21 protein-coding genes and 1 tRNA gene are annotated in these 19,552 nt (G+C 58.7%); 14 read left to right on the top strand and 8 right to left on the bottom strand.

Translation table 11 applies throughout. The features are described from left to right. Positions 1–11 precede the first annotated feature (11 nt). Entirely contained in the window at positions 12–1,490 is a 1,479-nt protein-coding gene (locus DET50_RS12050; protein WP_113863098.1) for a M48 family metalloprotease, read from the bottom strand. 159 nt (positions 1,491–1,649) lie between these two features. On the opposite strand from DET50_RS12050, the gene DET50_RS12045 reads away from it, so the two are divergent. Then, complete coding sequence (locus DET50_RS12045; RefSeq protein ID WP_113863097.1) at positions 1,650–1,877, top strand: sulfurtransferase TusA family protein; 228 nt, start codon at positions 1,650–1,652, stop codon at positions 1,875–1,877. 16 nt (positions 1,878–1,893) lie between these two features. Further along, on the top strand, positions 1,894–2,973 hold the full coding sequence (locus DET50_RS12040; protein ID WP_113863096.1) for an AI-2E family transporter: 1,080 nt from the start codon (positions 1,894–1,896) through the stop codon (positions 2,971–2,973). A 7-nt stretch (positions 2,974–2,980) separates the two neighbouring features. On the opposite strand, the gene DET50_RS12035 is transcribed toward DET50_RS12040, so the two are convergent. Continuing rightward, positions 2,981–3,448 carry a peroxiredoxin gene (locus DET50_RS12035; RefSeq protein WP_113863095.1) on the bottom strand — a complete coding sequence of 156 codons (468 nt, stop codon included), beginning with the start codon at positions 3,446–3,448 and terminating at the stop codon, positions 2,981–2,983. Between the two features lie 74 nt (positions 3,449–3,522). Between DET50_RS12035 and dapA the strand changes: the two genes are divergently transcribed. The 9 genes from dapA (at position 3,523) to DET50_RS11990 (ending at position 12,123) form a co-directional block, all read left to right on the top strand. Beyond that, complete coding sequence (gene dapA, locus DET50_RS12030; protein WP_091999759.1) at positions 3,523–4,401, top strand: 4-hydroxy-tetrahydrodipicolinate synthase; 879 nt, start codon at positions 3,523–3,525, stop codon at positions 4,399–4,401. Between the two features lie 35 nt (positions 4,402–4,436). Further along, complete coding sequence (gene bamC / locus DET50_RS12025) at positions 4,437–5,534, top strand: outer membrane protein assembly factor BamC (RefSeq protein WP_113863094.1); 1,098 nt, start codon at positions 4,437–4,439, stop codon at positions 5,532–5,534. Between the two features lie 40 nt (positions 5,535–5,574). Beyond that, positions 5,575–6,288 (top strand): phosphoribosylaminoimidazolesuccinocarboxamide synthase, encoded by a 714-nt coding sequence (gene purC / locus DET50_RS12020; protein ID WP_113863093.1) that lies wholly within the window; start codon positions 5,575–5,577, stop codon positions 6,286–6,288. Positions 6,289–6,325: 37 nt separating this feature from the next. Then, positions 6,326–7,063 (top strand): TIGR04219 family outer membrane beta-barrel protein, encoded by a 738-nt coding sequence (locus DET50_RS12015; protein ID WP_113863092.1) that lies wholly within the window; start codon positions 6,326–6,328, stop codon positions 7,061–7,063. A gap of 138 nt (positions 7,064–7,201) precedes the next feature. Continuing rightward, positions 7,202–8,209 carry an NAD-dependent epimerase gene (locus DET50_RS12010; RefSeq protein WP_113863091.1) on the top strand — a complete coding sequence of 336 codons (1,008 nt, stop codon included), beginning with the start codon at positions 7,202–7,204 and terminating at the stop codon, positions 8,207–8,209. Between the two features lie 414 nt (positions 8,210–8,623). Beyond that, positions 8,624–9,598 carry a TRAP transporter substrate-binding protein gene (locus DET50_RS12005; RefSeq protein ID WP_113863090.1) on the top strand — a complete coding sequence of 325 codons (975 nt, stop codon included), beginning with the start codon at positions 8,624–8,626 and terminating at the stop codon, positions 9,596–9,598. 40 nt (positions 9,599–9,638) lie between these two features. Next, on the top strand, positions 9,639–10,178 hold the full coding sequence (locus tag DET50_RS12000) for a TRAP transporter small permease (RefSeq protein ID WP_113863089.1): 540 nt from the start codon (positions 9,639–9,641) through the stop codon (positions 10,176–10,178). A 4-nt stretch (positions 10,179–10,182) separates the two neighbouring features. Further along, positions 10,183–11,487: a TRAP transporter large permease gene (locus tag DET50_RS11995; protein ID WP_113863088.1), complete on the top strand. Its 1,305-nt coding sequence runs from the start codon at positions 10,183–10,185 to the stop codon at positions 11,485–11,487. Positions 11,488–11,559: 72 nt separating this feature from the next. Beyond that, a complete protein-coding gene (locus DET50_RS11990; protein WP_113863087.1) occupies positions 11,560–12,123 on the top strand; it encodes a winged helix DNA-binding protein in 564 nt (187 codons plus the stop codon). Here the strand turns inward: DET50_RS11990 and DET50_RS11985 are convergent. The 6 genes from DET50_RS11985 to DET50_RS11960 all read right to left on the bottom strand — a co-directional run bounded on the left by DET50_RS11985 (position 12,115) and on the right by DET50_RS11960 (position 15,858). After that, on the bottom strand, positions 12,115–12,924 hold the full coding sequence (locus tag DET50_RS11985) for an RluA family pseudouridine synthase (protein ID WP_113863086.1): 810 nt from the start codon (positions 12,922–12,924) through the stop codon (positions 12,115–12,117). The two genes, DET50_RS11990 and DET50_RS11985, sit on opposite strands and share 9 nt — an antisense overlap. Positions 12,925–12,949: 25 nt before the next feature. Beyond that, positions 12,950–13,180 carry a hypothetical protein gene (locus DET50_RS11980; protein ID WP_113863085.1) on the bottom strand — a complete coding sequence of 77 codons (231 nt, stop codon included), beginning with the start codon at positions 13,178–13,180 and terminating at the stop codon, positions 12,950–12,952. 98 nt (positions 13,181–13,278) lie between these two features. Next, a tRNA-Val gene (locus DET50_RS11975) sits at positions 13,279–13,355 on the bottom strand. Between the two features lie 55 nt (positions 13,356–13,410). Beyond that, positions 13,411–14,373, bottom strand: coding sequence for a DMT family transporter (locus tag DET50_RS11970; RefSeq protein ID WP_113863084.1), 963 nt, complete (start codon positions 14,371–14,373; stop codon positions 13,411–13,413). A gap of 152 nt (positions 14,374–14,525) precedes the next feature. Then, a complete protein-coding gene (locus DET50_RS11965; RefSeq protein WP_113863083.1) occupies positions 14,526–15,137 on the bottom strand; it encodes a YceI family protein in 612 nt (203 codons plus the stop codon). After that, positions 15,130–15,858, bottom strand: a complete 729-nt coding sequence (locus DET50_RS11960) for a CDP-alcohol phosphatidyltransferase family protein (RefSeq protein ID WP_113863082.1) — start codon at positions 15,856–15,858, stop codon at positions 15,130–15,132. Before DET50_RS11960 ends, DET50_RS11965 begins: the two co-directional genes overlap by 8 nt. Before the next feature lie 148 nt (positions 15,859–16,006). On the opposite strand from DET50_RS11960, the gene DET50_RS11955 reads away from it, so the two are divergent. From DET50_RS11955 to DET50_RS11945, 3 genes are read left to right on the top strand one after another with little or no spacing between them, the layout of a single operon-like run. Further along, on the top strand, positions 16,007–16,981 hold the full coding sequence (locus tag DET50_RS11955; RefSeq protein ID WP_113863081.1) for a zinc-dependent alcohol dehydrogenase: 975 nt from the start codon (positions 16,007–16,009) through the stop codon (positions 16,979–16,981). A 25-nt stretch (positions 16,982–17,006) separates the two neighbouring features. Further along, entirely contained in the window at positions 17,007–17,405 is a 399-nt protein-coding gene (locus DET50_RS11950; protein WP_113863080.1) for a 6-pyruvoyl trahydropterin synthase family protein, read from the top strand. Then, entirely contained in the window at positions 17,392–19,341 is a 1,950-nt protein-coding gene (locus tag DET50_RS11945; protein WP_113863079.1) for a glycosyltransferase family 4 protein, read from the top strand. Before DET50_RS11950 ends, DET50_RS11945 begins: the two co-directional genes overlap by 14 nt. The last annotated feature ends 211 nt before the right edge of the window (positions 19,342–19,552 follow it).

Raw genomic sequence — 19,552 nt, 5'->3', positions numbered from 1 at the left:
TACCTGCCCGGTCAGCTGTTGCGCTGAGCCTGCAGCTGCCGGGTAATTTCAGCCAGTCTTTCCGTGACCGCCTGGCGCTGGGGCGAGCCGGCCGGCAGTTTTTCCTGGGCCTGGCGCAGCTGGCGCTGGGCTGACTCCAGATCCCCCATCAGGGCGTCATATTCGGCCCGGGCCCGGTGTACGCCGACGATGTTTCGTGCCATTCCCTCGGCTTCCGCCAGGCGTGCCCACAGATGTTCCTGTCCCGGCAACTGGCGGGTGAGCTCCCTGAGGAGTTCTGCGGCAGCAGCGCCGTTGCCTGCCGAAATTTCGGTCTGGGCAAGGGTGTAGGTGATCGGGTAGTTGCCCGGGTTGCGGGCCAGAGCTTCCTCGAGCAGTGCCCGTGCTTCCCCGATTTTGTTCCGGTCATTGAGGACATCGGCCAACGTGACCTGCAGGGTGATTCGGCCCGGATTCTGCTCGAGCAGGTCCCTGAGTTCCTGCTCCGCTTTGTCGAGCTGGTTGTTGGCCTGGTAGGCAACGGCGAGTCCGTAGCGGATTGCGTGGTTTCGTTTCGCGTCCGGCCGCTCCAGGTAGGACTCGAAGGTATCCACTGCGACATCCGGAGACGGGGCGTAATGGACCTGCAGGCGGCTGCGCATCAGGTGGTATTCCTGACCGTCCTGTATATTCAGGTGCGGGTATTGTTCGGCCCGGTTGCGGGTATCGGCTACCCGGCTCTGGGTCAGGGGGTGGGTGGACAGGTATTCCGGGACCTGGTTTCCCTGTAGGCGGTTCTGCCGCATCATGATCTCGAACATTTCCGGCATTCCCCGTGGATCCATGCCGGCAGTGGCAAGGATGTCCATGCCGACCCGGTCGGCTTCCTGTTCGTGGGACCGGCTGTATGCCAGCATGTTCTGCACTGACAATGCCTGGGTGCCGGCGATGGCGGCCAGGCCGATGTCCGACTGGGTTACGGCTGACAACACAATCCCGGCAATCATGCCTGCAAGTGTGAGTGGCGCGCTGGTTTCCTGCTGTTCGACCCGGCGGGCAAAATGGCGCTGGCTAAGGTGCGCCAATTCGTGGGCCAGAACCGAGGCAAACTGCTGTTCCGTGGTCGCGTCAAGAAACAGGCCGCCGTTAACGCCGACTATTCCTCCGGGAACCGCAAAGGCGTTGAGCTGCGGGCTGTCGATCAGTGCCAGCGTCAGCTCGCGGTTCTGTAGCGGGGCAGAGGGGACCAGCTGATAGATGATCGCGCTGAGGTAGTCATACACCAGTGGATCGGTGATACGGGGTGCTGACCGCCGGATCGAGACCATGACCTGGCGGCCGATCTCGGATTCCTGCTGGCCGGAGATCAATCCGCCACCGGTACCTCCGATACTTGGTAAAGATGTTTCCTGGGCGGAAGCGGGAGAGGTTGTCAGCAGCGCCGCCAGCGTGAAGACTGCTGCTTTCAGGATTCCCCGTGCGGAGGTTTTTCGGCCATCATCGAATTTCATGTACTGCAAGTTGCCTCTGGTTCGGACTGCCGCTTGGACAGCGTCTTACCATAAAAAGTTCTGAATGTGAGATTACCAGCTATTGGGATGCAATACCCGGTATCTCGCGGCATAATGCCGCGTTGTCAATTCCACTGATTGTGATGGTGCGTCTGCATTATGGTTGACCGTACACTGGATGCTTCCGGGCTGCGTTGTCCGATGCCTCTGCTGAAAACCAAGCTCGAACTCAACGGGATGTCGCCCGGTGAGGAGCTGGAAGTAATTGCTACCGATTCCGGCTCGGCCCGGGATATTCCGGCATTCCTCGCTTTATCCAGCCACACATTGGTCAGTTCCGCCGAAGCCGATGGCGAATACCGGTTTGTGATAAAGTGCGGCGGTTAACCTATCGGAGACGTTGATGGTCAGGATTTTACGCGGTCTTGCGCACAAATACTTTTCAGATGAAGAAGCGGTCATCCTCTCGCTTATCCTGTTGGCGGGAACGGTGTTTATCATCTGGTTCGGTGCCATGCTGGCACCCGCCATTGCGTCCCTGATCATTGCCTTCATCCTGCAGGGCCTGGTGACCAAGCTCAACAAGCTGGGTATTCCGGAAATCGTTGCCATCCTCGGGGTTTTCGTGGTGTTCCTCGGTGTGCTGGTGGGTTTCCTGTTCGGCCTGCTGCCACTGGTCTGGACCCAGGTAACCAACCTGGCCGGTGAGGCGCCACGCATCATCCGGGAGATGCAGTCCTATCTCGAACTGTTGCCTGAGCAGTATCCTCAGCTGATCTCCGCAGAAGCGGTCAATACCGTGTACCAGCAGGTTTCCACGGAAGTGGGGCAGCTCACCCAATGGCTCGTTTCCTTCTCGCTGTCCAGTATTCCTGATCTGGTGGCACTGCTGATCTACATGGTACTGGTGCCTATTCTCGTGTTTTTCTTCCTTAAGGATAAAGAAGTGCTGCTGGGATCCATCGCCCGTCTGCTGCCTCCTCAGCGGCCGCTGATGCTGAAGATCTGGCATGAGGTCAACCTCCAGTGCGCGAACTATGTGCGAGGTAAGGCGGTGGAGATTCTCATCGTGGGCGGCGCCACCTATATTGCTTTCAAACTCCTGGGCATGCCCTACGCTGCATTGTTGTCACTGTTGGTGGGCCTGAGCGTGGTGATTCCCTATATCGGTGCGGCGGTGGTGACCATTCCGGTCGCCATGATCGGGCTGTTTGCCTTCGGCTGGGGTACGCATTTTATCTGGGTTATGGTGGTGTACGGGGTCATCCAGGCACTGGACGGTAACGTGCTGGTGCCGCTCCTGTTCTCCGAGGTCAACAACCTGCACCCGGTCGCCATCATCGTTGCAGTGCTGTTCTTTGGCGGTATCTGGGGGCTGTGGGGTGTGTTTTTCGCCATTCCGCTGGCGACCCTGCTCAAGGCAGTGTTCTCCGCCTGGCCGGTGAAGGAGGTAGAACCTTCACCGACCGATGAGCTGGCCTGAGCTTCTGTCAGAGGGCCTTGGCTGCGTCCAGCACTTCGTCGGCGTGGCCCTTGACCTTGACGCCGCGCCATTCTTTCCGGAGCACGCCTTCCTTGTCGATCAGGAAGGTGCTGCGTTCGATCCCGAGATGCTCCTTGCCGTAAAGCTTCTTCAGCTTGATGACATCAAACAGCTTGCACAGGTCTTCGTCCTTGTCGGAAATCAGGTGGAAGGGGAACTCGTGTTTACTCCGGAAATTTTCATGAGCTTTCAGGCCGTCCCGGGACACTCCGAAGATTTCCGTGTCCAGTTCCACAAACTGTTTCATCCGGTCCCGGAAATCCTGGCCCTCGGTGGTGCAACCGGGGGTGTTGTCCTTGGGGTAGAAATAGATAACCACATTCTGGCCGCGAAGATCCGAGAGCCGGATCGTTTGATCACCGGTCGCCGGCGCTTCAAAATCGGGGACGGGCTTGTTCAATTCGACGGATGACATGACATCTCCTTTAATTCCCTTGTGTCAGTTCGAGCCCAACATTACCATATCGGTTTTATTCGGACGGAGCTTTTATGATTACGGGTAGCCTTGTCGCACTGGTCACGCCCATGCATCCAAACGGTGACATTCACTGGGAGGAGCTGGACAAACTGGTGGACTTTCACATTGAAAACGGCACGCACGGCATCGTTGCCGTGGGCACCACCGGTGAATCCGCAACCCTGGACCCGGAAGAGCACTGCCAGACCATTGGCCGGATCATAAAACGTGTCGACGGACGGATCCCCGTGATCGCCGGTACCGGCGGTAACAGCACCCGTGAAGCCATCGAGCTGACCACCGAAGCCCACAAGCTCGGGGCGGATGCCTGCCTGCTGGTGGTTCCATACTACAACAAGCCGACCCAGGAAGGCCTGTACCAGCATTTCAAGGCCATCGCCGAGGCGGTGCCGGGCATGAACCAGATGCTGTACAACGTTCCCGGCCGGACAGCCTGTGACATGCTGAACGAGACCGTTCTGCGCCTGGCGGATATTCCGAACATTGTTGCGATCAAGGATGCTACCGGCAACATTCCCCGTGGCGCCGAATTGATCAAGGCGCTCGATGGCCGTCTTGCGGTTTACTCCGGCGACGATGCCACTGCAGCCGAGTTGATGCTTGCCGGCGGCAAGGGCAATGTCTCGGTGACAGCCAACGTGGCACCAAAATCCATGGCGCAGCTGTGCGAAGCGGCTATTGCCGGTAACCGGGAAGAAACCGAGCGTTTGAACGAACTGCTGATGCCCCTGAACCGCAAGCTGTTCCTGGAAGCCAATCCAATTCCGGTGAAATGGGCACTGCATCGCATGGGGATGATCAGTGAGGGCATCCGGCTGCCGCTGACGCCGCTGAGCGAGAAGTTCCACGCGGAAGTGGAAGAAGCCCTGAAAGCCTCAGGCGTGCTCTGAGCTTGCTGAAATCGTCCCTGAACCGGAGTAACCCGATGCAGGTTCTTTCAGGAACCCGTTCCCCCCGTTTTTACAGATCAATCCTCGCTGCCTCCGGGCTGTTGCTGCTGGCAACAGCCTCGGGCTGCAGCCTGCTGGAAGACCGTTCCGAGCGGTACGTAAATGCCAGAGAAGGCACTCCGCTGGAACTCCCTGAAAGCGCGGATGAGTCCCGCTTCAGCCAGGTCATGCCGATCCGCGAGATCAATGCCGCCGAGTCCGGGAAAATGTATCCGTCCGATATTCCCCGGCCTCCGGACATGACCTCCGAGATCCTTGAAGAAAACTATGTGATCGAGGAGCTCGATGGCCGCATCTGGCTGCTGGTGAACGACGTCCCCGGTCGGCTCTGGCCCCAGGCCAACGCTTACATGAATGACCGGGGCCTGGGTGTCGCCTACGACAGCCCTCAGCTGGGCCTGCTCCAGAGTGAGCTGGCCAATTTCAGCAAGCAGGCGAGGGAACTGGTGGGGCTGACCAATCAGGCATCGGCTGATGAGCCCATGACGGTCATCCAGATGCGTATGTCACCGGGTATTCGCCGCAAGACCACGGAGATCCAGGTTCGCCGGATAGAGCGCTCCGACCGGCCGGGAGAACTGCTGCCCTGGCAGGACATTGCGAATCCCCCGACTGAAGCCATGGCCCTGCAGAAAGAGCTGCTTGCGGACCTCGGGGAGTTCCTGAAAGCCAGAGAGGAGAACAAATCCTTCTCCAGAGCGGCCTCGGGAATGACCAGTGAGCCGCGGGTGAATCTGCAGTCCGAGAACGAGCAAGCGGTCGCCATCCGGATGGACCTGGATTATGGCCGCTCCTGGGCAGAAGCCAATCGTGCCCTGGAGGAAGCCGAAATCCCGGTTGTCGACCTGAACCGCAGCGCAGGCTGGCTCTATGTCGACTTCCGCACAGAGGATGAGAGGGAGCCGGGCTGGTTTGACTGGTTCAGCGACAAGGAAAAACCACGGCACACCCATACCGTGACCCTGGAAGAGCGCGACGGCGCGGTGTTTATTGAGGCCGAGCGGCTTGAGAGCTATGACGGCGAGCACACCGCATCCGATCTGCTCAACCGGCTCTTTGAATACCTTTACTGATTGAATTGGGGTGCCCCGGGCACCCCCTCCGGAGATCTCAATGGAAAAGCGCGAAGAACTCTACGCAGGCAAGGCCAAATCCGTATATCGCACCGACGACCCCGAGCGTTTCGTGATGGTCTTCCGGGACGATACCTCGGCGTTCGACGGCCAGAAAAAAGAGCAGCTAAACCGCAAGGGCATGGTGAACAACAAGTTCAACGCCTTCATCATGGAGAAGTTGGAAGCGGCGGGCATTCCCACCCACTTCGAGGGATTGCTTTCGGATACCGAGTCCCTGGTCAAGAAGCTGGACATGATTCCGGTGGAGTGTGTGGTCCGGAACATTTCCGCTGGCAGCCTGTGTCGACGGTTGGGCGTGGAGGAAGGCCTGGAGCTGAACCCGCCCACCTTCGAGCTGTTCCTGAAGAATGACGAGCTGCACGATCCCATGGTCAACGAATCCCTCGCCGAGAGCTTCGGCTGGGCGGCTGCAGGTGAGCTCTCCCGCATGAAGGAACTGACCTACAAGGTCAATGACGTGCTCAAGAAGCTGTTCGATGAAGCCGGCATGCTGCTGGTGGATTACAAGCTGGAATTCGGCCGCAGTGGCGGTGAGATCGTCCTGGGTGACGAATTCAGTCCGGACGGCTGCCGCATCTGGGACAAGGAAACCCGCAAGAAGATGGACAAGGACCGGTTCCGCCAGGGACTCGGGGATGTGATCGAGACCTATGAAGAAGTCGGTCGCCGTCTTGGCATCCAGTTCGACTGAGTCGCAATCAATACAAAAAACATCAGAAGGGTATCTTATGCGTAAACTGATCCTTGCAGTAGGTGGCACCGTGGCTCTGGCCACGCCTCTGGCGAATGCGGATGTTCTCGGTGTTGGCGCCAATGTCAGCTACTGGGACTCGGATCTCTCCGGTAAGGTGGCCAACAAGGGTTCTGCCGTTGATATCGAGAACGACCTGAGCCTTGACAGCGACAGCAATGCGAACTTCACCGCCTACTTCGAGCATCCGGTTCCGGTACTGCCGAATGTGCGAGTGAACTACACCACCATTTCCCAGAACGGTAGTGGCCGGATCGGACTGGAAGAGTTCGATGGCATCCTTCCGGGCGCGTCCGTCGATTCCGAGCTGGACCTGGACCAGCTGGACGCCACCTTCTACTACGAAGTCCTGGATAACTGGGTCAACCTGGATCTGGGTCTGACTGCGCGGAAACTGGACGGTGAGCTGATTGTCCGTGAAAAAACCATTGGTGGCCGAGTGAGTGAAACCACCATCGATGGCGTAATTCCTATGGGCTACGCCGCCGCCCGCTTTGATCTGCCGCTTACCGGCGTTTCCGTGGGCGGTGAGGGCAACCTGATCAGCTTCGACGGCGACTCTCTCCATGACTTCAACGTCTACGGCCAGTACGAGCTGTCACTGCTGCAGTTGCGTGCAGGCTACCGTCAGATGTCCATCGACTATGAAGATGACGACGACAAAATGGACGTGGAACTGTCCGGTCCTTTCGCCAGTGTCGGTCTGACGTTCTGATCGAATACGGGTTGATTGGCTGAAAAAGAGCGCTACGGCGCTCTTTTTTTGTGTCTGACATGTTCCGTGGTGTTGCCGGAAGGGCCGATTCGGTAAACTTGGCAGCTCAGGACACGAACGTTTTATGGAGACTAGACCTTGAAAATTCTCGTTACGGGAACCGCTGGATTCATTGGCTCACACCTGGCGCACCGCCTGCTGGATCGCGGTGATGAAGTAATCGGCGTTGATAACGTCAATGACTACTACGATGTGAACCTGAAGGAAGCGCGCCTGGAGCGGCTGACCTGCAAGTCCGGCTTCACCGAGATCCGTGAGGACGTTGCCGATCGTGCCGCCATGGAGGCCCTGTTCCGTGAGCACATGCCCGAACGAGTGGTTCACCTCGCCGCCCAGGCCGGGGTTCGTTACTCCATCGAGAACCCCCACGCCTACGTGGATGCCAACCTGGTGGGCTTCATGAACATCCTCGAGGGCTGCCGCCATAACGATGTGAAGCACCTGGTCTACGCCTCCAGCAGCTCGGTGTACGGGGCCAACGAGACCATGCCGTTCTCTGTGCACGACAACGTTGACCACCCGTTGAGTCTGTACGCCGCCTCCAAGAAGGCCAACGAACTGATGGCCCATACCTACAGCCATCTGTACAACCTGCCGACCACCGGCCTGCGGTTCTTCACCGTGTATGGCCCCTGGGGCCGGCCGGATATGGCGCTGTTCATCTTTACCAAAAAGATACTCGCCGGCGAGCCGATCGACGTGTTCAACCATGGCCACCACCGCCGGGATTTCACCTACATCGATGACATCGTCGAGGGCGTGATCCGCACCCTGGACCATGTCGCCGAGCCCAACGATGAGTGGAGCGGCGAGCGCCCGGATCCGGGCACCAGCAAGGCGCCTTACCGGCTCTACAACATCGGCAGCAACAACCCGGTGGAACTTTCCCGCTTTATCGAAATCATCGAGGAACGCATCGGCAAGAAGGCGGAGAAGAACCTTTTGCCCCTGCAGCCGGGCGACGTGCCCGCCACCTACGCCAATGTCGACGACCTGATCGAGGATGTGGGTTACAAGCCCTCGACCACCGTGGAGGAGGGCATTGCCAATTTCGTGGACTGGTATCGGGATTTTTACAAGGTCTGATTCCAGAGCGTTTTCTTTGTTCAAGAATACTCAAAGGTTCCCGGAGTAAAATCCAGGAACCTTTGCACCCTGCATTTCTCTCCTGAAGCCTGGTCCCCGGGCACCTGAATCCCCCTCAACCGCTTTGCTGTAATAAGCCGCAATCTCGGCAATACGATTTTCAGAATTTGTATTCTGCCGTTTGGCAGTTCTATCAAAATTGATTTTTTGAAATAAAATAACGACAAAACGTAGATAAAATGGTGGTAAAAAACGTATTGTTTTGCGGCAAAAAGTTTGACAGCGCTTTCAGTGGCGACTAAGTTGGCTAGTTAAAGCACGGGCTCCTGTGCCGGGTCGTGCGATATGTGTCCCTTGCGGTGTCACAACAACAACCATGAGTAGCCCGAATGATCGGGCCAGGAGGAGGCAAAGATGAAAATAAAAGCGAAATACCTTGCCGCAGTCGCGCTGACTGCTGCTATCGGAACCGCACAGGCGGAAACCAACTGGGATATGCCAACGCCGTATGGCGATTCCAATTTCCATACTGTCAACATTAACCAGTTCGCGGACGATATCCGTGAAGCCACCGACGGCGAGTTGAACATTACGGTTCACAGTGGTGGCTCTCTGATCAAACACCCCGAGATCAAGAACTCTGTTCGCCGTGGCCTGGTTCCCATTGGCGAGTTGATCATGTCCCGCCTGGCCAATGAGGATCCATTGTTCGAGGTCGATTCGGTTCCTTACCTGGCCAGCAACTACGAAGAGGCCTGGAAGCTTTGGCAGGCATCCCGTGAGGTGCTGGCCGAGCGTCTTGAGGAGCAGCGCCTGAAGCTGCTGTTTGCGGTGCCGTGGCCGCCCCAGGGGATTTACACCAAATTCCCGGTGGAAACCGGTGAAGAGCTCCAGGGGGTGAAGATGCGCGCCTACAACAAATCCAGTGAACGTCTGGCTGAACTGTTCGGGGCTGTCCCGACCCAGGTCGAGGTTCCGGATATCCCGACCGCTTTCGGGACCGGCCGTGTGGACGCGATGATCACATCACCGTCAACCGGGGCAAATACCCGGGCCTGGGATTACCTGAGTCACTTCAATCATGCGCAACTGTGGTTGCCGAAAAACATGGTGATCGTCAATACCCGGGCTTTCGAGGGGCTTCCGGAGTCCGTGCAGGACGCGATTGAGACAGCAGCCGCTGAAGCGGAGAAGCGGGGCTGGGAGGCCAGCAAGGCGGAAACCGCTGCCAAGATCAAAATCATGGAAGAGAACGGCATTGTGGTATCCGAACCCAGCGAGGCACTGGTCAAGCGGCTGAAGGAGGTTGGCGCCACTATGGAGCAGGAGTGGTTGGAGCGTGCCGGTGAAGATGGCAAGGCCCTCGTGGAGGCCTACCGTGCTCTTTAATTCCTTTAACTGCTGAAAAGAACCATCCGGGAGCATTTACATGCGCAGGTTTCTGGACTCTCTGTATCGCCTTGGCGGATACATCTCGGCTCTGCAGCTCATGGTCATCATGGTGATGGTGGTGCTGCAGGTGTTCGGGCGAATTCTTGACAAGGCCCTGCTGACCCTGGGGATGGATGCCCTGGGCCTGCAGGTTCCCGGATTGGCCGAACTGGCGGGATTTCTGTTGCTTGGGGCTACGTTCACCGGACTTGCCTATACCCTGACGGTGGGAGGGCACATCCGGGTGGACCTCTTGCACAGGGCCCTGCCGGAAAAAGTCCAGAGAGCACTGGATATTGTGGTGGTAGTGATCGCTCTGGCGATCACTACCTTCGCCACCTGGTTCAGCGTACTGCTGACCTATGACAGCTACGACTTTGGTGACGTATCCATCGGCATGGTGCCGGTGCCGCTCTGGATTCCCCAGGCAGTCATGGTTGTCGGGCTGGTCTGGCTGTTGATCGCCCTGCTGGACGCCCTGGTCGGGTTGATTACCGGTCGAATTACCCATCTCAAAGACGAAGCCCCGCAGGAGTAAAACGATGGATATGATCTGGATGAGCCTGCTGCTCCTGACAGGGCTCCTGATCGTGCTGGGAGCCGGGCTGTGGGTTGCTTTTGCCCTCACGGCCACCGGCCTTGCGGCAATGTTTTTTTTCAGCAACACCCCGGTGGGTTACAGTCTGGCGACTTCTTTCTATGGTGCCAGTGCTTCCTGGGAGCTGGCTGCTTTACCGATGTTCATCTGGATGGGGGAGGTTCTTTTCCGGTCCCGCCTGTCCGAAGAAATGTTCACCGGTATTGCCCCATGGGTAGGGCGCATCCCCGGCCGTCTGCTGCACACCAACATCATTGGCTGTGGTATTTTCGCCGCGATTTCCGGCTCGTCGGCAGCAACAGCGGCGACGATCGGGAAGATGTCGGTTCCGGAACTCACTCAGCGTGGCTACGACCGCAAGCAGATCCTGGGAACGCTGGCGGGATCTGCGACCCTGGGCCTTTTGATTCCGCCGTCCATTATCCTGATCGTTTATGGCGTCGCTACCGAGCAGTCCATTGCCCGTTTGTTCGTGGCCGGTATTCTTCCCGGTTTGCTGCTGATGGTGCTGTTCGCCGGCTACGTTGCCATCTGGTCCAAGCTGAACCCCTCTGGCGTGCCCGCTGATGAGGAGGAGGCTCTGCCGCTGGCGGAGAAGATCCGGCGAAGCAAACCTCTGATCCCGGTCGTTTTGTTGATCGTTGGTGTTATCGGCTCTATCTATGCCGGGCTGGCATCCCCAACGGAATCAGCTGCGGTAGGTGTGGCACTGGCGCATCTGCTGTCGTGGCGAGGTGGTTCCCTGAGCCGGGAAACATTCGGCCAGGCTCTGATGGGGACGGTCAAAACGTCTACCATGATCGCGTTCATTCTTGTTGGCGCCCATTTTCTGACGGTGTCCATGGGCTTCACTGGTATCCCCAGGGACCTGGCGTCCTGGATCAACACCCTGGAGCTGTCTCCTTACATGCTGCTCCTGGCCCTGACCGTGTTTTTTATTCTGCTCGGCTGTTTCCTCGATGGTATTTCGGTTGTGGTTCTGACCACTTCCGTGATTTTGCCCATGGTACAGGCTGCCGGGATCGACCCCATGTGGTTCGGGATTTATCTGGTTATCGTGGTGGAAATGAGCCAGATCACGCCGCCTGTGGGATTCAATCTGTTCGTGATTCAGGGGCTTACCGGTGAAAACATCATCCGGGTGGCGCTGGCCGCATTACCATACTTCCTGCTATTGCTTGCAGGAGTTCTGTTGATCACGATCTTCCCGGACATCGTTACCTACCTACCCAATCAGATGGGGAATTGATAGACTCGCGGCCCGTCCGGTGGAGGCGGGCATACTGGTTGTCGTATCGAACAGGATGGTCAAGGTGGGCCTATGAATAAAAATGCGGACAAGGAAACAACTGTGCATGGCAACGAAGAGCAGTCAGTCGGGAAAACTGTCGGCCCAATCGTCTCCTCGTCACACCTGTCCGGACGCGCAGCGGAGCTTTCGGAGCTCGAGTTCGGGCTGATCGTTGCAGGGAACGCGTTCAACCGCTGGATGGTTCGGTGCATGAATGCAGCGGGCCTGCCGGACCTGAGCCCGCTGGATATCCTCGTTTTGCACAGTGTGAACCATAGGGGCCGCTCAAAAAAATCCGCGGATATCTGCCTGGTTCTCAATGTCGAGGATACCCACACCGTCACCTACGCGCTCAAGAAGCTGCTGAAATACGAAGTGGTGGTCTCGGAACGCCGTGGCAAGGAAACCTTCTACTCGATTACCGAAAAAGGCGAGGAGATCTGTCAGGCTTATGCCGAGATCCGGGAAAATTGCCTGGTGGACTCGCTAAGGACACTTGGCTTTTCCAATACCGACCTCGGCTCCATTGCCAGCTTTCTCCGGGGCATCTCGGGGCTTTACGATCAGGCCGCACGGTCGGCCGCATCACTGTAGGTGATGCGCTTCCGGAAGCCGGAATGACATCCGGCGCCGGAATATGGGGCAGTCGAATTCCAGAAGCCACGCGAGCAGCTGCAAGGGGATCGGGGCGGCTTTACCATAAAGCCGGTCACCCACGATAGGGTGGCCGATGCCGGCGAGATGGCGGCGGATCTGGTGTTTGCGGCCAGTTTCGATCCCGATCTGCAGCAGCGTCGTCTGCTGTTGCTCATCCAGTCCGAGAGTGGTGATGTGGCTGATGGCCGCTTTTCCTTCCACGGGTGAGTCAATGATCCGGTCATCGGCGTCCAGTAATCCCGTAACCCGTGCCTGGTATACCTTGGTGACCGATCTTCCCGAGAATAACTGTGATAATGCCCCGGCGGCTTTGGCGTCATGGGCGATCAGCATCAATCCGGCGGCGTCGGCATCCAGACGGTGGATCAGGAAGCAGGGCTTTTTCAGTGAAACTTCGGCCCATCGCAACAGGCTGCAATGGTCTCCCCACTGGGAGCCCTGGGCCAGCATGCCGTGGGGTTTGAACCACACCGAATAACGGCCCAGGTCTTCGAGAAGCTCCGCCGGCTCCGGCTTTCGCTCCAGCACGGCGTCATCGTAGAACAGTTGCAGGCGGGTGCCTGCTTTCACGTCCCGCTTGGCTTTGCGCAGCCGAACCTGTTTGCCCTTGACTGTCCACCAGCAGGCACCTTTCGCCATTGCGTCCTTGATGCGCTGTTTGGGCAAACCGGAGTCTTCTGCTAGGGCATCTACGGCAGTCTGGTTCTGATCAAGGGTAAGGTCGACGGTGGTTCGCATGGTGTAAGCCAGGGCTCTTTGGTGATTAAAACAGCACTTCCGCCCGGGCGAATCCCAGCGTATCCAGTTCCGCGATAGCTGTATCGAGGGATGCATAGCTGCACACCTCGTCTTCGTCCGAAATCAGGAAAAAACTTTGGCCGCCGAGTATTTTAATGAGTACGACCCACTCGGTTGCATCCGACGGCGATCTGACGATCTTGACGGAGTCGACCTGGCTTTTTTCCCGCAGGGTTTTTATCTCGTGTTTTTTCATCAGCTACAGAATGGGGCGGTATCGAACGCAAGGCAAGATCAGGCAAGAAAAAAGCCGTGCAGGTTTCCCGGCACGGCTTTCAGAATCTCTGGCAGGATTGGTAGGACCACCCAGATTCGAACTGGGGACCTCTACCATGTCAAGGTAGCGCTCTAACCAACTGAGCTATGGTCCTGTGTCCTGCAACGGGGACGTAAGATACGGATTTTGAGGGTGGTGGTCAACCACTTTTATGCGGATTTTTCTCCGGACCGGCGCTGGCGCATCCAGTCCTTCAGGGCCCGGCTCAGAGCGGCCCAGCGGTTCACGATCAGGGCGGCGAAGATCAGCCCGCAGCCGGCCAGTTGCAGGGGTTCCATGGTCTCGCCGAACCAGCCGGCGGCAAACAGGGCCACCCAGACCGGCTCCAGCACCAGGATCACCACGCCATGGCTGTGGGCAGACATACTCTGGGCAAAGGTTTGCACCAGGAAGCGACCGGCGGTACCAATGATGGCGCTGGCCAGCACCCACCAGATCAGCAGGGGAGCCGGCTCGGAAAATGTGGGCTGCCACGGTTCCATCAATGCCGACTCAACCAGGGTCACCACTCCCACGGTAAGCAATGCGATTGCGGTCAGCGGCAGGGCCGGAACCCGGTGCTTTTCCACGGTTTCACCCCGGCGGTTGATCACGGTTCGCTGGTTGGCAGCCCGGGTGTTCAGGGTGAAGTACAGGGCGAAAATGGTGGCGGCCACCACGAAAAACAATTGCCCCGCCTCGGGACGGAAACCGTTTTTCAGTGACAACAGGGCGAGGCCGGACACGGCAATCGGGATGGCCAGCCAGGTGCTGGCCGGCTGAGGCTCACGGAACACCAGCCGGGCAATAATGGGCACGATGACCACGCCGAGGCTGGTCAGGAAGGCGCCTTCGCCCATGCTTTCAATGTTAACCAGCCCCATGATCCAGAAACTCATGGCGATACCGAAAACCAGCCCCACGCCCGCGGCCCGGCGGATCTGGTCTCCGCTCAGAGCCAGTATCGCCTTATGCGCGAAGATGGCTAGAAAAATCCCGGCGATCAGGAAGCGCGCTGCCATGAACATCAGCGGCGGCATCAGCAGGATGGCTTCTTTCGAGAATATCCAGCTGACGGCGGCAAGCAGGGTGACAACCACCAGGAGCAGGTCTGATTTATGGGCGTCGGTCATTGGGTACCCGGTTTATTCAACGAGGAAAAACGGCCCAATGTATAGTTTGCAAACTAAAAAGGGAAGTGGCGTTTGGTCGAGGTTCGATTGGCTCGTCCCTGAGCCCGGAGATTTCCCTGCAATCCCTCACAAAATCAGCGGCCGGGTCAACATCAGTCGGAATCGGTGTAGGCCTCAAAGCCGAATCGCAGGGTAACTTCATCGCCCACCATGGCCGGGTCCAGGCCGTAGGTCATGCCCCAGTCGCTGCGCTTGAGGGTGGTGTTGGCGCTGATGCCGAGGGTGTATTTCTCGTGACCGAAGGGATAAACCGCCGCCTTGTTCAGGGTTACATCCAGCGTGACGGGATTGGTCTTGCCGAGCATGGTCAGATCACCGGTCACTTTGCCGGTATTCTCCCCCGTTGTTTCGAAATCGGTGACGTTGAACGTGATACTGGGGTACTCGGAGGAATTCAGGAAATCGTCATCCCGCAGATGATTGTCCCTCTTCTTGTGGTTGGTAAAGACACTGTCGCTCTTGAAGACCAGTTTGCCGGATGACAGCTCGCGGGCCTCCTCGTCATAGACGAACTGGCCCTCGACTTCCCGGAACATGCCCATTACTGGTGCATAGCCAATGTGCATGATCTCGAAGGCCATGGAGAAGTGCTCATCATCCACGGTAAAGGTTGTGGGTTCTGCCTGCGCCAGTGATGTACCCAGAAGCGTGGTAAAAAGCGATGCACCGAGTGCGGTGCCCGTCAGGTATTGATGGTTACTCATAACTGTATCTCCTTTGATAAAGCCCGCGGATATCCACCAGAAACGACCAGCCCAGCAGCACCAGTGCCGTGGCCAGTGTCAGGGTGGCGAAACCGTCCGGAACCGGCGGGAGCAGGGCGACCATCAACGTGACGATCTGCCACACGCATACGGTCTTCCGGCGAAAACTCTCCGGCAGGGGGGCGTTGAGCCAGGGCCAGAACCACGAGGCAGCCACAAAGGCGTACCGCATCAGGCCAAGGGCAAGTACCCAGGGACCGGCCTTGCCGAGGACAAGAACGGCAAGACTCAGTCCAAGGATGAACAGGGCATCCAGTTCCATATCGAACCGCGCGCCAAAGGCAGTGTTGTTGCCGGTAACGCGGGCAAGCTTGCCGTCCACACCATCCAGAACAAGCGCCAGAAGCGCCATGACGGCATAGCCCCAGAGCCAGTTCCCAAGCTGATCAAGCCAGGGAATCAGGGCCAGGAGCACGACCACCAGTGTTGCTCTGAGCAGGGTGGCCCGGTTGGCCCAGCCGAAATCCTCCTGCGTGGGCCAGTAGCGCACGACCAGGGCTGATATGGCTCCTTGCAGCACCACCGCAATGGCCACTGCTGATCCCGGCAGGCTGACCAGTGAGGCGGCGGCCATGGCGAGAACCAGGGTGACTGCCATACCCAAAGTGAGGTCCAGCCAGAGCGGAATCGGGTTTTGCCGGGATTGTGGACAGGAATCCATAACCGGTCTCCAGCGTATAGGTTTCCAGGTTAGTCCGGTCAACTATGACTATAGTTTGAATGGCCTGTCCTTGCTTACGATGGAGGGGACAGATCGGACCGCCAAAGCCCCATGGCCGGGAAATGCCGACTGGAAGGGAGGAAAGTAATTGCCTGATGTAAAAGCATTCTGGAGTGTTGCGCCCGGACTCGGGGAGCTGCGTCCTGCCCGGGTCGATCGTACGGAAGAAAAATCCTCCGCTATGGTCACTGTACAGGCGCTGTATTCGGGGGTAAGTAGGGGCACCGAATCCCTGGTTTTCAACGGTCGGGTTCCCGAGAGTGAGTTCCAGAGGATGCGGGCCCCATTCCAGGAGGGCGATTTCCCGTTTCCGGTAAAGTACGGCTATGCCAGTGTCGGCGAGGTTGTCGACGGCCCTGCAGAATTGTTGGGCAGGCGGGTGTTCTGCCTGTATCCCCACCAGTCTCGCTACACCGTGCCTGTCTCAGCGGTGACGCCGTTGCCCGATGAACTGCCGGCGGAGCGTGCGGTCCTGGCGGCAAACATGGAGACGGCAATCAATGGCCTGTGGGATGCCAGCCCGGGAATTGGTGACCGGATTGCTGTAATCGGGCTCGGCGTGGTGGGTTTGCTCGTGGGCTGGCTGGCGAACCGGATTCCGGGCACCCGCGTTACGGTGATTGATACCAATCCAGGGCGGGAAGCCGTGGCGCAGGCTTTGGGGCTGGACTTCGGCGTGGCCCTGGAACGGGACGACCACGATGTTGTGTTTCACACCAGCGGCCACCCGTCTGGACTGGAAACGGCGCTTGCGGCAGCCGGAATCGAGGGGCGGATCATCGAGATGAGCTGGTACGGGGACCAACCGGTGCCCGTTCCCCTGGGTGGTCCGTTTCACTCCCGGAGATTGCAGTTACTATCCAGCCAGGTGGGGCGTATTGCCCCGCACCGCCAACCGCGCTGGAGCCATGGCCAGCGACTGGAGCTGGCCCTGTCGTTGCTGCGTGACTCGAGCCTCGATGGGCTGATTTCCGGAGAAACTCCGTTTGATGCCATGCCGGAAACCATGACCCGAATCCTTTCTGACGGCAGGGATACCCTCTGCCACCGTATCGTCTACTGACTGACCCAACCAACAAGGAGCTCTCATGTTCAGCCTCACTGTCCGGGACCATATGATGATTGCCCACAGCTTCCACGGTGAAATCTTCGGCCCGGCGCAGAAGCTGCACGGTGCCACCTACGTGGTCGACGTCACCTTCGAGCGCCGGCAGCTCGATCAGGACGATCTGGTGGTGGATATCGGTCTGGCTTCGCAGGTACTGAAGGACGTACTGGCCGAATTCAACATGCAGAATCTTGATGAGATCGAGGCGTTCAGGGGACGTAACACCACCACCGAATTCATGGCCGGCGTGGTCTTTGACCGCATCGCCTCTGCTATCCATGCCGGGAAGCTCGGGGAGGGCGCCAGGGAAATATCCGGCATGAAGGTGACCCTGTCCGAGTCCCACGTCGCCCACGCGAGCTACCATGCCGGCCTCTGATCTCGGGGAAGTCCGCTTCCTGGTTCCGGGAGACCCTGGCCAGAACACCGGTGGCTACCGGTATGTCCGTCAACTGGTCCGGGCCCTGAACGAGCAGGGCGTTTCTGCCGGCGTTACCGGGCTGGCAGGACAGTTCCCGAAACCCGATCGCGAAGCTACCACTGCCCTGGATCGAGCCCTGGCCGAATGCCCCGATAACCAGGTGGTCGTTCTCGATGGCCTGGCCATGGGCGGTTTGCCGGAGGTTGTGGCGGGCCACGCCGACCGCCTGAAGCTGGTGGCCCTGGTGCATCATCCGCTGGCAGACGAGACCGGTCTGGCAGAGGCGGACCGGGAATGGTTTTTCAACAGCGAACGTGACGCCCTGGGGTACGTTCGTGCCGTGGTCACCACCAGCCCCTTTACCCGGACAAGGTTGGCGGATTTCGGGGTGCCGGCCGCCCGCATTGCCAGTGTCGAACCCGGAGTCGACGATCTCTTTATCGACGTACTGGCCCGGCGTCGTCACAGGCCCGCCACTGCTCAGAAACCCATGCTCCTGTGCGTGGCCCATTTCTCTCCCCGCAAGGCACAGCATCACCTGGTGCAGGCACTCGCCGAACTGGCGGATCTGCCCTGGCGCTGCGTTATCGTGGGCTCGACAGAGCGGGACGGGGAATACGCTTCCCGTATCCGGGATATGATCGGCTCCCATAGTCTTGAGGATCGTTTCGAACTGACCGGTGAGCTGGAAGAGGGTGCTCTTGCGGACTGTTACAGCCGGTCAGACGCTTTTGTCTTTCCATCACTTTACGAAGGCTATGGCATGGCGGTGGATGAAGCCCTGGCGGCGGGGCTGCCGGTGATCTGTTCCGATGGCGGAGCCCTGTCCCGAATGACCGGGAGGGAGGGCGTAGCCCTTTACCCGGCGGGAGATACCATGGCATTAAGACATCAGCTGCAACGTTGGCTGGTGTCTCCTCAAACACTGCAGGAAGAGCGCAGGCACGCCGAGTCGGCTGCCGGAGGTGCCCGGCGTTGGCGGGATACCGCGGCCGACTTCCAGGCGGCCCTGCAGAGACTGCTGGGTCCGGCCCCGGACAGCCTGTTCGATAAGGAATGGCTTGAAGCGAGGGAGCCGGCGGATCATCGTGCCCGCTCCGAAGCGCTGACCGTGTGCCTGAACCGCTGGCTTCAGCGGCAAACCCCGAATCCCGTGGGGGCCACTGAAGCCGAACCTCTGGTGATGGCCGATATCGGCTCCGGCCGCGCGTCCAATTCACTGTATCTTTCTTCGAGGCTATCGGTACCCAGGGTTTGGCACCTGATCGAGCAGGACGCCGGGCTGCTGGCTTTGGGGGAGGCCCGGCTCAGGCAAATTGGTCAGGCAGTTGTGTGCCATAACCTCATGCTGACCTCTGATGAAATGGAACAGCAATTGCCCGCGCCAATGCATCTCCTGACTGCCTCGGCACTCATCGACCTGGTCTCTGAAGGCTGGCTGAGGTCGCTCACAAAGGCTGTGGTCCGGCGGCAGGCGGCTGTCCTCATGGTCTTGAGCTATGCGGGTGATTTCGAGCTGTCTCCGCCCGATGCCGATGACGCCAGACTGAAAGAACTGGTCAATAACCATCAGCACCGGGATAAGGGCAGTGGCAGCGCGCTGGGGCCGGATGCGACAAACCGGTTCCGTCAGCTGCTTCAGGATGCGGGCTATGGCGTCCATGTCGAAGACAGCCCCTGGCACCTGGATCGGGATGATGCCGTCGCGGTTGAATCTCTCCTGCGTGGTTGGGTGTGGGCGGCACTCGAACAGGCGCCGGAGGCATCGGCGTGGCTGGGTGCCTGGCTCGAACGTCGCCTCGGCCAGCTTGCAGCGGGAGAGTTGCAGGTGACAGTCACCCACCAGGACCTCCTGGCATTACCCGGCGAAGGGCGTGATGGCCAGGATGCCTGACCGTTTGCGCCTGATGTTGCGTTGGCTGTTGACCCTGGCGCTGATTGGCGTGGTGTTCTGGTACCTGGATCAGGCGCGGATCTGGGCTGTTTTGCGAACCATCTCGCCATTGATTTTGGGGTATACGGATTTAATGGTTGATGGGGCACCTTCACCCCATCAATCTGATACCACCCTCAGATGGTTGATAGATCGACTCCGTAGTTGAGTT

Origin of the sequence: Marinobacter pelagius (assembly GCF_003315345.1) — a bacterium.
GTDB lineage: Bacteria > Pseudomonadota > Gammaproteobacteria > Pseudomonadales > Oleiphilaceae > Marinobacter > Marinobacter pelagius_A.
The sequence above is the reverse complement of the archived record's forward strand: the minus strand, read 5'-3'. Positions and strand labels throughout refer to the sequence as shown.